Annotated in this window: 11 protein-coding genes; 8 read left to right on the top strand and 3 right to left on the bottom strand. The window is 66.5% G+C overall.

Features of this window, described 5'->3' with window-relative positions; all coding sequences use genetic code 11:
• Positions 1-2: 2 nt before the first annotated feature.
• Together IAQ70_RS12940 and IAQ70_RS12945 are read left to right on the top strand one after the other, a co-directional pair.
• Complete coding sequence (locus tag IAQ70_RS12940; protein ID WP_190989726.1) at positions 3-1,310, top strand: alpha/beta hydrolase; 1,308 nt, start codon at positions 3-5, stop codon at positions 1,308-1,310.
• Positions 1,298-3,847 carry a bifunctional lysylphosphatidylglycerol flippase/synthetase MprF gene (locus IAQ70_RS12945; protein WP_407682585.1) on the top strand — a complete coding sequence of 850 codons (2,550 nt, stop codon included), beginning with the start codon at positions 1,298-1,300 and terminating at the stop codon, positions 3,845-3,847. Before IAQ70_RS12940 ends, IAQ70_RS12945 begins: the two co-directional genes overlap by 13 nt.
• A 103-nt stretch (positions 3,848-3,950) precedes the next feature.
• Here the strand turns inward: IAQ70_RS12945 and IAQ70_RS12950 are convergent, their stop codons facing one another.
• Positions 3,951-4,154 carry a cold-shock protein gene (locus tag IAQ70_RS12950; RefSeq protein WP_011692441.1) on the bottom strand — a complete coding sequence of 68 codons (204 nt, stop codon included), beginning with the start codon at positions 4,152-4,154 and terminating at the stop codon, positions 3,951-3,953.
• Positions 4,155-4,439: 285 nt separating this feature from the next.
• Positions 4,440-5,135 (bottom strand): endonuclease NucS, encoded by a 696-nt coding sequence (nucS, locus tag IAQ70_RS12955; RefSeq protein WP_190989727.1) that lies wholly within the window; start codon positions 5,133-5,135, stop codon positions 4,440-4,442.
• Positions 5,136-5,172: 37 nt separating this feature from the next.
• Here nucS and IAQ70_RS12960 point away from each other — a divergent pair, with 37 nt between their 5' ends.
• Together IAQ70_RS12960 and IAQ70_RS12965 are read left to right on the top strand one after the other, a co-directional pair.
• Complete coding sequence (locus IAQ70_RS12960; protein WP_190989728.1) at positions 5,173-5,541, top strand: ATP/GTP-binding protein; 369 nt, start codon at positions 5,173-5,175, stop codon at positions 5,539-5,541.
• A gap of 77 nt (positions 5,542-5,618) precedes the next feature.
• Positions 5,619-6,419, top strand: a complete 801-nt coding sequence (locus IAQ70_RS12965; protein ID WP_190989729.1) for an alpha/beta hydrolase — start codon at positions 5,619-5,621, stop codon at positions 6,417-6,419.
• Positions 6,420-6,432: 13 nt separating this feature from the next.
• On the opposite strand, the gene IAQ70_RS12970 is transcribed toward IAQ70_RS12965, so the two are convergent.
• Positions 6,433-7,677: an AI-2E family transporter gene (locus tag IAQ70_RS12970; protein ID WP_223860033.1), complete on the bottom strand. Its 1,245-nt coding sequence runs from the start codon at positions 7,675-7,677 to the stop codon at positions 6,433-6,435.
• Between the two features lie 287 nt (positions 7,678-7,964).
• Between IAQ70_RS12970 and IAQ70_RS12975 the strand changes: the two genes are divergently transcribed.
• The 4 genes from IAQ70_RS12975 to IAQ70_RS12990 are packed head-to-tail and all read left to right on the top strand — an operon-like array spanning position 7,965 to position 12,144.
• Complete coding sequence (locus IAQ70_RS12975) at positions 7,965-9,662, top strand: hypothetical protein (RefSeq protein ID WP_223860014.1); 1,698 nt, start codon at positions 7,965-7,967, stop codon at positions 9,660-9,662.
• 57 nt (positions 9,663-9,719) lie between these two features.
• Positions 9,720-10,724: a tetratricopeptide repeat protein gene (locus IAQ70_RS12980; RefSeq protein ID WP_190989731.1), complete on the top strand. Its 1,005-nt coding sequence runs from the start codon at positions 9,720-9,722 to the stop codon at positions 10,722-10,724.
• Entirely contained in the window at positions 10,724-11,821 is a 1,098-nt protein-coding gene (locus IAQ70_RS12985) for an NADH:flavin oxidoreductase/NADH oxidase (RefSeq protein WP_190989732.1), read from the top strand. The genes IAQ70_RS12980 and IAQ70_RS12985 overlap by 1 nt, the downstream gene beginning before the upstream one ends.
• 11 nt (positions 11,822-11,832) lie before the next feature.
• A complete protein-coding gene (locus IAQ70_RS12990) occupies positions 11,833-12,144 on the top strand; it encodes a DUF3253 domain-containing protein (protein ID WP_223860034.1) in 312 nt (103 codons plus the stop codon).
• Positions 12,145-12,239 lie beyond the last annotated feature (95 nt).

Raw genomic sequence — 12,239 nt, forward strand, 5'->3', positions numbered from 1 at the left:
GCGTGGACTGGATTGCGGATATCCGACTGACGGACGGGCCACTGTACTGGTCCGCCTGGGTTCTTGGCGCTGCCGCCGCGGTGCACCTGATCTGGCGCCCGCGGCCCCTTGGCCACCGCCGCTGGTTCCTCAGCGTGGCCACCGCGCTGGCCGTCGCCGCCGGCCTGGTGCTCTTGGCCCACTGGATCCTCATTTACCTCACGTCGGTTTTCCCTGACGAACTGCCCTCCCTTGTCCTGGCGTGGGTATTTGCCGGAGTGGCCGCACTGTTGCTTGTTCTGCTCCGGCTCCGTTCGGGGTCATGGCGGCGCCGAACTCTCGATGTGATTGCCCTCCTGGCCGTGGTGCTGCTGGCCACTGTGCAGGTCAATGCCTACTTCGGCCTCAACCGTACGGTGGCTGACCTCACGGGAACGGCCCTGACGCGCATCCAGCCCCTGGAACCCGGACTCCAGCGCCAGCCGGGACAGCCCGCCCAACCGCTTGCAGGATGGTCCCCCACCGGCGACCTGCCCGCAGACGGCGTCCTACGCACCGTGTCGGTTCCCGGCACCGCCTCCGGGCTGCAGGCCCGCACCTCCTACGTCTACCTTCCGCCGGCGTACTTTGCCGCGAACCGCCCCAGCCTTCCGGTCCTGGTGCTCGTTCCGGGCCAGCCCGGTGGTCCGGCGGACTGGCTCACCGGCGGGGCATTGCTGCCAAGGATGGCGGGCTTCGCGGCGCGGCACGGGGGAGTGGCACCCGTAGTGGTAGTGGTTGATCCCAACGGCAGCCAGTCCGCCAATAATCTTTGTATGGACAGCGACCTTGCCAAGGCAGACACGTACCTCTCCGTTGACGTTCCCCGCTGGATCGCTGCGACGCTGGACGTGGATACCGACCCCCGGCAATGGGCTGTGGGCGGCTTCAGCTTTGGGGCCACCTGCGCTGTCCAGCTGGTCACCCGCCACCCCGATGTTTACACAGGATTCCTGGCCTTTGCCAGCGAGCGGGAGCCCGCACTCGCCAAGGAACGCCAGAAGACCATTGATGCAGCGTTCCATGGCGACACCGCCGCCTTCGACGCCCAGGTGCCGTTGACGCTGATGAAGGAGCACCGCTACGACGGCAAGGTTGCCTACTTTGCGGCCGGGGCAACGGACCCGGACTTTGTGGCGAACCTGGAAACGCTTGCGACGGCGGCGCGCGGGGCAGGCTTCACAGTGGGGTCCGACGTGGTTCAGCGGACAGGCCACTCCTGGGACATGCTGACCCCGGGCATGGAGAATGGGCTTGAGCTGCTGGCAACGCACTGGGGGTGGGACCGCTGAACGCCGTCCGTGAAAGGAGTACCCCGGCCCTGTTCTGGGCCACCGTGGGGCTCCCTGCCGTGCAGCGGCTTGCTGCCTACCTCCGCTCAGTGCCGTTGACCCTGGGCATCCTCGGGATCTTCCTGGCGGCGGGCGTGCTGACGGACAGCTTCCTGGATGGCCCACCGGAGGAGCTCCTGCCCATGGCGGGGGTCAGCGCCCCCGGTTTGCGGGCCGGCAACTGGTGGTCGCTCGTGACATCCCTGTTCTTCGCCACCAATCCGCTGGCGTACCTGGTGGCTTCCCTGATGATTCTTTTGCTGCTGGGCCTCGCGGAAAGGAAGCTCGGCAAGCTCCGGACCGCGGCCCTGCTGCTGGGCGGCCAGTTTGCCGCTGTCACAGTTTTCCTGCTGGTCACCCAGCTGGCGCGGTTCGCCGGTGATGGCTGGCTGGGGCTGATGACGGACAGCGCGCTGATTGGTCCGTATGCTGCCGTCCTGGCGGTGTCAATGGCGTCCAGCGGCAAACTGCCGGTGCTCTGGCGACGCCGGCTGCGGACGGCCGTACTCTCGGTCGCATTGCTGCTGGTCCTCTACGTGGGACACGCCGAGACGGTTATTGGGCTGGTAGGTGCCCTGGTGGGTCTTGCCGCAAGCTGGTGGGCTGAGAGTGAGCACGGCCCGCTGCACGCGCCCCGCTCGACCGGCCGTGAGACCAGGAACCTGCTCGCGCTCACCGTGGCCGTGTTTGCCGTGGGACCCATCCTTACCACCATCACCCGGACGCCCACCGGCCCGCTGGCGCTGCTGCGGGACGTGCTCCTGAATCCGGTGCCTACCCTGGGCCAGCTCGAAGCGAACTGTGGCTCCACGGTGGAGGCCGCATGCCTGGAAGTGGGCCGCACGGGTTTCGCCGGTCCGTTCGGGCTTGCCCTCGCGGTGGTCCCGGTGGCGCTGCTCCTCATCTGCGCCGACGGCATGCGCCGCGGACGAAGTATGGCACTTCGGATCACCCTGGTCATCCAGGTGGCCATCACAGCCCTGGCCGCCGTGTACCTCGCCTTGTTCGCTCTCATTCCGCACTATCCCTCCCGGCCGCAGACTGCGGCCATGGGCTCGGGCTTCGCCCACATCCTGCCCCTGGTGACGGTGCCCCTCCTGCTGGCGGTACTGCTGTGGGTCAACCGGCGGCAGTTCCGCGTGGAGACCGTCCCCGCGGCCCGGCACAGATTGGCGCTGGTGGTTGGCGGGGTCTGGCTGGTCCTGGCCGGCGGCTACACCGTGGCCTGGTTGGCGGCCGGTGGAATGATGCGCGACGGCGGGCCCCTGGGTTTACTGGCCGAGCTGGCCAGGCAATACCTTCCCGTGCCGCTACCCAACCTCTACCGCAGGGTCTTCGCCGAACGGGACAGCATCGAGGCGCTGATCTTTGGCTATTCCGGCCCACTCTTCTGGCTGGTGGCGCTGGCCGGTGTCTGGTCAGTGCTGGTGGGACGCCACCATGGCAGCGATTCCGGGCACAATGACAGGACCGCGGCGCGACGGCTGCTGCATCAGGGCGGCGAGTCATTGTCATGGATGGCGCTCTGGGAGCCCAACCGGTACTGGTTCAGTCCGGATGGCCGTGGTGCCGTCGCATACCAGCAGCATGGAACCGTTGCCCTGACCCTCGCCGGCCCTTTCGGGGCAGCGGAAGGCCGCGGACCGACGGCTCAAGGCTTCATCGACTACTGCGGCAGCCGGGCGCTGGCCCCGGCCTTCTACTCATGCGACGGTACTCTGTGGCCGATGCTCCGGGACCGGGGATTCCAGCGCGTCCCGGTGGCGCAGGAGACCAGGCTGTCCGTCCGCGAGCTCGACTTCAAGGGCAAAGAATGGCAGAACGTGCGGACGGCGCGCAACCGGGCGGCCAAGCTGGGTGTCACCGCGGTCTGGGGGACGTACCATGGCCTGCCGTCGACGCTCCGCGCCCGGCTCAGTGAAGTGTCGGAGGAATGGGCGGCCGCCAAATCGATACCGGAGATGGGCTTCACCCTCGGCGGCATCGATGAACTGATGGACGAGGAAGTCCTTTGTTGCCTGGCAGTGGATACGGACGGGAACGTGCATGGGGTGACCAGTTGGTTGCCCGTTTACGACGGCGGGAAGCTGGTGAGCCGCACGCTGGACGTGATGCGGCGCGGTGCTGAAGGATTTCCCGGGGTGATGGAGTTCCTGATAGCTGCGGCGGTGGTGGAGCTGCGGGAAACGGTGGAGGTCATCTCACTCTCCGGGTCACCGCTCGCCAGCCTGCCCGACGGTGACACGACCCTGGACCAGGTGCCGGCCGAAAACCTGCTGCGCATCCTCGATGTGGTGGGCCACGCCCTGGAACCCGTCTACGGGTTCCGCTCGCTGGCCGCCTTCAAATCACGTTTTCAGCCGGAGTACCGGACGCTGTACCTGTACTACCAGGATCCGTTGCAGTTGCCAGCCATCGGCCGGGCGCTCACCCGCGCGTATTTGCCCGGTCTTTCCCTGCGGCAGGGAGCCCGGCTGGTCCGCGAACTGGTGGGTTGAGCAGGATGGGGATAATCAAGCCCCGTCAAGAAAAAATCCCCGGCACGGATGCCGGGGATTTATTCGCTGGAAGCCGCAACGGGGCGGCCTCCGGGCGGTGATACTAGACCAGCGTTACACCGGTCGCCTGGGGGCCCTTGGCGCCCTGACCGATTTCGAACTGAACACGCTGGTTCTCGTCCAAGGTCTTGAAGCCACCGGTCTGGATCTCAGAGTAGTGAACGAAGACATCGCCATCGGAGTCATCCGGGGTGATGAAGCCGAAGCCCTTTTCAGCGTTGAACCACTTGACGGTTCCCTGTGCCATTTATTTCTCCTCATTGTGGAACTTGTCTAAGTCCGGCACACCTCGTGCTGGACTTGGTCACTCCGCGAGAAGAATCCTTCACTGCCATCCGGAAGGGGACGGGCTGTGCAGGAGCTTCGCGCTCGCAACATGTCTTGCGAGCATGAAAAAACACCTACACAAAGACTGCTCTAAGAATTTCATGCCGTCCCCGTCTGGTCAACGGCCCCGCCGGGAAATTTTGGCCAAAAACCGAATGAATCCCCTTGTCAGGGGCGAATTCAGCGCCCGGCGGCCGATACGGCGTTAGAAGAGCCGGGATTCGGTATCGTCCACACCGCGCATGGCGTCGTAATCCAGCGTGATGCAGTCAATGCCGCGGTCGTTGGCGAGCACCTTGGCCTGGGGCTTGATCTGCTGGGCGGCGAAGATTCCGCGGACGGGCGCCAGCAACGGATCCCGGTTCAGCAGTTCCAGATAGCGGGTCAGCTGCTCGACCCCGTCAATGTCGCCGCGCCGTTTCAGCTCGATGGCCACGGTGGCTCCGGTGGCGTCCCGGGCCAGGATATCCACCGGCCCAATGGCAGTGAAGTACTCCCGGCGGATCAGCGAAAAGCCGGTGCCGAGCGTTTCGATCTGGTCCGCGAGCAGGCGCTGCAGGTCCGCCTCCACACCGTCCTTGATCAGGCCGGGATCCACTCCGAGGTCGTGGGAGGACTCATGCAGATGCTCGTGGATATTGATGATCAGGCGGTCATCGGTCTTGGCGGACTGGACCGTCCACTGCTCCGTGACGCCAAGTTCCAGGTCAACGTCCTCCGGCGTGGATACGCGCAGGGATGCCGGCGGGCTCATCCAGTTCAGCGGCTTGTAGGATCCGCCGTCCGAATGGACCAGCACGGAGCCATCGGCCTTAACCAGCAGCAGCCGGGTGGCTAGGGGGAGATGGGCTTTGAGCCGGCCAACATAATCAACTGAACATCGGGCTATCACAAGTCGCACGCCGTACACACTACCGGGGCTAGGGCAGAATGGAGGCATGCCGCGTTCCAACCGTCCCCGCCGTCCTGCCTCCGGCAAGGGTCCGGCCGCAAAGGGTGGCCTTGCCGGCAAGGTGGCAGGCAAGAAGGGTAACGGCGAGGTCCCTGAGCTGGACCTGGAACGGGCGCGTGCAGGCATAGCCCGGCGGGAAAGCGCCCCCGATGGCGAGTGGATGGTCAGGACGATGACCGCAAGGAACGCCGAAAAAACCTACATCTGCCCCGGCTGTTCCACTGCGGTTGTTCCCGGCGTGGCCCACCTGGTGGTGTGGAAGGACGACCACCTGTTCGGCGCCGCGGCCGGACTGGCCGAGCGCCGCCACTGGCACACCAACTGCTGGCTTTCCCGGACGTACCGCTACCGCTGACCCTGCGCCCTGCCGGGAAGAGCCCCGCTGTGCCGCCGCGGGACCGGGCGGCTTCCGGACTCGCTAAGCTGGCAGGCATGACTTTTGATCCGGCGTCGTACGAATTCACCCAGCCCTCGGGCCCCTCACCTATCCGCGCATCGACGGTCCTGCCGGCGAAGCGGGAGAACATCGAGCTCCACACCGAGGACGGCCACAAGCTGGTCGGGGAACTGGCTGTCCCGGAATCCGGTCCCATCACCGCGACGCTGATCACGCTGCATCCCCTCCCGACCCACGGCGGGTTCATGGACTCCCATGTCTACCGCAAGGCGTCCTACCGGCTCCCGGCATTGGCCGGAGTGGCGGTGCTACGGTTCAACACCCGCGGCACGGAATCGCCGCGCGGCACCAGCGCAGGCTCGTTTGAAGAGGGGATCGGTGAACGCCTGGACGTGGAGGCAGCGGTGCGTTTCGCCGTCGAACGCCACCTGCCCAACCGCTGGCTGGTGGGCTGGTCGTTCGGGACCGAGCTGGCGCTGATGTACGGTGCCCAGGAACCGGTGGCAAGCGAGGTTGAGGGCGCCGTGCTGCTGTCACCGCCGCTGCACCGGGCAACGGACGAGCACCTGCGGCTGTGGGCGGCGGCCAGGAAGCCGCTGACGGTCCTGGTGCCCGAGCACGATGACTACCTTCAGCCCCCGGCCGCGGCCGAACGCTTCAGCCTGGTGCCGCAGGCCCGGGTGGTAGGGGTCGACGGCGCCAAGCACCTGTGGGTGGGGGAGAAGTACGCGTCCCGTGTGCTTAACGAGATCGTTGACGACGTGACAGAGGCAGGATCGGGTCCAAACGGTTTGCCGCAGGAGTGGAACGGCCCGGTGGCCACCTCGGCCGCGTAAGATCCGGCCGGTTTTAGTGCTTGTCCTGGCGGGCGATGTAGATCTCCTTGAGCAGGAGCAGGATGGCCGCCGCCGTGGGGATGGCGATCAGGGCTCCGAGAACCCCAAGCAGGCTGCCGCCGGCAATGACAGAGATAACAGCGACGGCACCGGGCACGGCCACGGCTTTCTGCATGATTCGGGGGGAGATGAAATACGCCTCAAACTGCAGGTAGGCGAAATAGCAGACGGCGTAGATTGCCGCCGTCTGCCAGCCCGCCGTGAGCGAGATCAGGACCACCACCACGCCCGCGATCATGCCGCCCACCAGTGGAATGAACGCCAGCAGCGCCACCACGAAGGCCAGCAGGAGGGCGAACGGGACTCCCACGATGGACATGACGATGAACGCGAACGTGGCGTTCAGCAGCGCCACGCATGCTTGGCCGATCACGTAGTTGCCCACCGAACGGGTGATTTCCTCGGAGAGGGCTGCCACCCGCGGCCGGCGCGAGCGGGGTGCCAGCCGGTAACCCCACTTCTTCATGGACGGAAGGGCTGCCAGAAAATAAAGGCTTAGTACCAGGACGATCAAGGTGCCGAAAAGCCCGTTGGCAAGGGTGGAGCCGAAGCCCACCACGCCGCCGAAGATTCCGCCCATGGCAGCGGGATCATTGACGAATTTGTCCAGCTCTTCGGTGATACGGTCCCGGATACCGAACTGGTCATCAACGCTGCGGAAGAAATCGGAGTCCATGAAGTCGCGAACCCAGGTGGGCGCCTGCACCACGATCTCCGTGACCTGTTCCACGATGGTGGGTATAAGGGTGGCGAAGAAACCGGCCACGGCGCCTATCAGGACCGCAACGGACACCAGGATGCCGGCCGGGCGCGGAATCTTGTGGTTTTCCAGCCACCCCACCACCGGTTCCAGGCCCAATGCGATGAACAACGCAGCCACAATCCATAGAAGCAGCTGGGTGGTGTTGGAGCCGATCCAATAGACCAGGAGCGCGAGGCCCACACCCACCGTGCCCATGAACCCCATGTACAGCGGATGCTGGGGGGAAATGCGAGGCCCGGGTTTGCCGAACTGGGGTGTGGTTTCACCTGCCGCCGCGGCTTCTTCTTCCGCAACGTGGTATTCCGGCGGCAGGTCAGGGGGCATTTCGAAACGAAGCCTTGGCTGGGCGCCAGGCAACGGCTGGCGCAGGCGCCGCACAAGGGAGCCCACGGCTGCGGCTGCCCGTGCCCTGGGCTTCAGGGATCTCCCCGGCAGGGACGGAACAGTGCCGGCGGCCGAGTGATTTTCGTGTCCCGTCGAGGACTCTTCGGTCTTGTCAGTCACTGGGTTTTGGGGCCTGTTCCGTGCGTGGCACCGCTTGCGCGGGCCGGTGTGATGATCATCGCAAACACTATCAGCAGCCTTGCTAAGTGGGTGCGGGGACGCCCGGTCCGGGCTTCAAACGTTCGCCGCCGGCAGGCGCCCGGAGGACCATATCCGGGGTTCTGGTAACAAAACGGTTACTATTGAAGGCAAACCCCCGCTGATGATAGGTGTTTCCTTTGCGTTTCAAGACTGCAGTCGCACTCGTGCTGCTCGGCCTCCTGACACTTTTGGCCGGTATCGGCCAGAAAACCATCTGGGCTCCCTCCGAGACCTTCACGGCCTCGGCCCCCTCGGATGCCGCCGAGGCACCCCTGACCGTCATTGACCAGAAACTGCGCACCCAGCAGGGCGGAACAGTGAAGATCAACGTGGAGGGCGACGGCAACTTCCTGCTCGCGGTCGGCCGCCCGGACGACGTGGCTGCCTGGGTCGGCAAGACCGCCCACAACACTGTTACCGGGGTTTCGGAGAAAAAGGATGCCCTCGTAGTGGAGCATGCCGCCGGCGACGCAACGGCCCCGAACCCGGCCGGATCCGATCTTTGGGTTTCCACTGAAAGCGCGAGCGGTGAACTGCAATACTCGTGGACGCCGCCGGCGGATGGCGAGTGGTCGCTGCTGCTGGCAACAGACGGCACCCAGCCCGCGCCGTCGTCGATCTCCATGACCTTCCCGAATGACACCTCCACACCGTGGGCGGTCCCGCTGATGGTCATCGGCGGACTCCTGATTCTCGCCGGCATTGCCCTGGCCATCCTCTCCGCACGCAAGCGCGACGGTGAAGGCAGCGGTCACGGCAGCCCGTTCGCACGGCGTGCCCGGGCCAAGGCTGAGGCGAAGCCCGGCTCACGTCTGGGCATGGTGTCCGGCGGCATGGTCACCGCCGCGGTGACCGCGGCAGTGGTGGCCGGAACCGGCCTCGCCGCCAACGCGGCCACGACGCCCGCACCGGCTCCCACCTCGGAACCGGCCGCCGCTCCCGCCCAGCCGGCGTCGCCCGTCCTCCTGGACGCCCAGTTCCGGCGCATCCTCGAGCAGGTCTCCAGCGCTACGGACGCCGGTGACGGCGCCAAGGATGCGGCCAAACTCGCAGAACGCGTGGGCGGAACCGAACTTGAGGTCCGCACCCAGAACTACAAGATCCGTTCCCAGGTAGGCACGTACGAGGCCCGGATGCCGGTGCGATCCACCAAGCTCCTCACCACGGTGGTGACCAGTGACCGCAGCTGGCCCCGCTCCGTCCTTGCTGTTACGCAGGGTGACGGCAACGTGGTCCCGCAGCTGCTGACGCTGGTGCAGCCCTCGGCCAGGGAGAACTACAAACTGACCGAGACCACTCCGCTGCAGCCGGGAACCACCTTCCCGGCCATCGACCGGAACGGCACGGAGACGCTGGCCGCCAACGACAAAGAGGGCCTGCTGTACAGCGGCGAAGAAGCCCTCGGCGGGCTGGCCGACCGCCTGACCAACCCCGAGTCCAGCTTCAAGGACAAGGTCGTGGAGGGCGAGTCCTCGCCCTACATCGCCGACACTCTCTCCTACCAGGCAGAGGTTGTCGCTTCGGGGGCCAACGGCAACTTCTCCTTCACCCACAAGGTGGTGCCGGAAAGCACTGTTGTGTTCCGCACTGCCGATGGTGGAGCACTGGTGATGGGCCGGATCAACTTCGGTTTCGACGGCACGCCCAAGGCGTCCGGCGACAAACTCACCATCGGTGACGACGCCGCAGCGCTCGCGGGCGGTAAGGAAACCACCACCGGCATGGTGCTGAACTTTGCTGAATCGATGGCTGTCTACGTGCCGGCGGCCGGATCAACCGATCCCATCCGGCTGGTCGCCGCCACGCGCGGCCTGGTGGGCGCAAGCTTCAAGTAGCCCCGCAAGCAGTTTTCGTTGCTCCTGGCAGCGGCCGGAGTGGCTAGAGTGGAAAGCATGAGTTCGCCAGCTTCCCGCCCAGTCCCTCCAGCCGCTGCCAGCCTGCTTAACCTGCGTGGCGCCGTCGACCTTTCCTCCCTGAAGCAGCGCCCGGCACCTCCTGCGGGTGCCGGCAATCCGCCGGTTCCAAGTGGCGGCGCCGCCAACGGAACCGCCGGCAACGGAACTGCCGACGGCGCCGCCGCACCGCTGCGGGTCAACGTCACCGAAGGTAACTTCCAGGAGCTCGTGGAGCTTTCCGCGCAGGTGCCGGTTGTCTTCGCCCTCTGGGCCGCCTACTCGCCGGAGTCCGCCGCGATGGTGGACTCCCTCGAGCAGGTAGTCAACAGCTTCGGAGGCCGGCTGGTGCTCGGTGCCGCGGACATCGACGCCTTCCCGCAGCTGGCGCAGGCCTTCCAGGTCCAGGCCGTCCCCACCGCCGTGGCCGTGATCAAGGGCCAGCCGGTCCCCCTCTTCCAAGGTGGTGCCGACGAAGCCCAGATCCGGCCGCTGCTGGATGAACTGCTCAAAGTGGCGGCGGCGAACGGCGTGACGGGAAGCCTCGGCGGCGGGGCACCGGCAGATGGCGAACCGGCGCCGCTTCCGCCGCTGCACCAGGCGGCCTTCGACGCCATCGAAGCGGGGGACTACGAGGCAGCCGCCGAAGCCTACCGCCAGGCGCTCCTGGAAATGCCCGCCGATGCCGAGGCGAAGGCAGGCCTGGCGCAGGTGGAGCTGATGGCGCGCCTGCAGCCGCTTTCCGCCCAGGATACCGAGGCCCTGCGCACCCGTGCGGCCGAGGAACCCGACAACCTTGATGCCCAGCTCAGCGTGGCGGACCTGGACGTGGCCGGCGGCCACGTGGAGGACGCCCTGAACCGCGTGGTCGGTTTCATCGGGCGGAACTTCGGTCCCGAGCGGGAGACCGCCCGCGTACGGCTCCTGGAACTCTTCGATGTGGTGGGCACGCACGATGACCGGGTGGCAAAAGCCCGGCAGGCCCTGGCCCGGGTGCTGTTTTAATGTCTGCGCTGTTCCGGCCGCTGAAGCTTCGTTCGCTGGAGCTGTCGCACCGCGGCTGGGTGTCGCCGATGTGCCAGTACAGCTGCGATCCCGACGACGCCCCGGGGGTTCCCAACGACTGGCACCTGATGCACCTGGGCTCATTCGCCGCGGGTGGTGCCGCGCTGATCCTCACCGAGGCTGCAGCTGTAAACCCGGCGGGCCGGATCAGCCCACGGGACGCCGGGCTCTACAGCGACGAACAGGCGGAGGCCTGGGCACGCATCAACTCGTTCGTGCACCGGCATGGTGTCGCCGGCACAAAGATCGGCGTCCAGTTGGCGCACGCGGGCCGCAAGGCGTCCACGTACTGGCCGTTCTCCGGGCAGCGGGGGAGCGTGCCGGAATCCGACGGCGGCTGGACCACTGTGGGACCGTCGGTTTCGGCGTTTGACGGCTATGCCGAACCCGCCGCGATGACCGAGGAACAAATCCAGGATGTCATCTCCGATTTCGCCGCGGCCGCCGTGCGTGCTGTTGACGCCGGATTCGACACCATGGAGATCCATGGCGCGCACGGCTATCTGCTGCACCAGTTCCAGAGCCCCCTGATAAATGCCCGGACCGACTCCTGGGGCGGGGACGAAGCCGGGCGGAACCGCCTGACACTCGCCGTAGTGGATGCGGTCCGTAACGTCATCCCGGAAGGGATGCCGCTGCTGCTGCGGATCTCGGCCACCGACTGGGCGGAGAACGGGATCGAGATCGGGGCGTCGGTGCGCCTCGCCAAACAGGCTCAGGAGCACGGTGTGGACCTCATTGACGTCTCCAGTGGGGGAGCCGTGGCCCACCAGGACATTAAGCCCGGTCCCGGCTACCAGACCGGGTTCTCGGCGCGCATCCGCCGCGAGGCCGGTGTTCCCACGGGAACCGTGGGCCTTCTGACCTCGGCCGGGCAGGCCGAGCACGCTGTCGCGACCGCCCAGGCAGACGGAGTATTTATTGCCCGCGCCGCCCTCCGGGACCCGCACTGGTGGCTCCGCGCGGCGTTCGAGCTGGGCCACGACCTCAAATGGGCCCCGCAGTACGAACGTGCCGTCCCGCGGCATTCCTTCTGACTGCCCGCGTGATGGCCCACCGACGGCGGGAGGAGGCGCCGGCCTCCGGCGGCAAACCCGGTGGCAGGGCGGCCGGGAAGATCGACAGGCAGCTGGAAGCGAGCATCCTGGAGCTCCTGGCTGCAAGGGCCCCAACGTCCACCATCTGTCCGTCGGATGCTGCCCGTGCTGTTGGCGATGAGAACTGGCGCAGCCTCATGGAGCCTGCCCGACAGGCCGCGCGGCGGCTGGTTGATGCGGGCGAGGTCCAGATCACCCAGGGCGGTTCGGTGGTTGACCCCTCCACCGCCAAAGGGCCCATCCGCATCCGCAAGGTCCGGTAGGAACATTCGGCCCGGTTCGCTGACAAAGCGGTCCTACGCCTGTTTTACTACTCCTTCAGGAGGACCCCGTCAGGGAAGCGGCGGGACTAGGCTGG

It is taken from the genome of Pseudarthrobacter sulfonivorans (assembly GCF_014712225.1).
GTDB lineage: Bacteria > Actinomycetota > Actinomycetes > Actinomycetales > Micrococcaceae > Arthrobacter > Arthrobacter sulfonivorans.

Bases quoted from the DNA above. Each gene is read 5' to 3' on its own strand.
- IAQ70_RS12985 (WP_190989732.1), top strand. From the start codon at position 10,724: ATGTCTGCGCTGTTCCGGCCGCTGAAGCTTCGTTCGCTGGAGCTGTCG.
- IAQ70_RS12965 (WP_190989729.1), top strand. From the start codon at position 5,619: ATGACTTTTGATCCGGCGTCGTACGAATTCACCCAGCCCTCGGGCCCC.
- IAQ70_RS12960 (WP_190989728.1), top strand. From the start codon at position 5,173: ATGCCGCGTTCCAACCGTCCCCGCCGTCCTGCCTCCGGCAAGGGTCCG.
- IAQ70_RS12980 (WP_190989731.1), top strand. From the start codon at position 9,720: ATGAGTTCGCCAGCTTCCCGCCCAGTCCCTCCAGCCGCTGCCAGCCTG.
- IAQ70_RS12950 (WP_011692441.1), bottom strand. From the start codon at position 4,154: ATGGCACAGGGAACCGTCAAGTGGTTCAACGCTGAAAAGGGCTTCGGC.
- IAQ70_RS12990 (WP_223860034.1), top strand. From the start codon at position 11,833: ATGGCCCACCGACGGCGGGAGGAGGCGCCGGCCTCCGGCGGCAAACCC.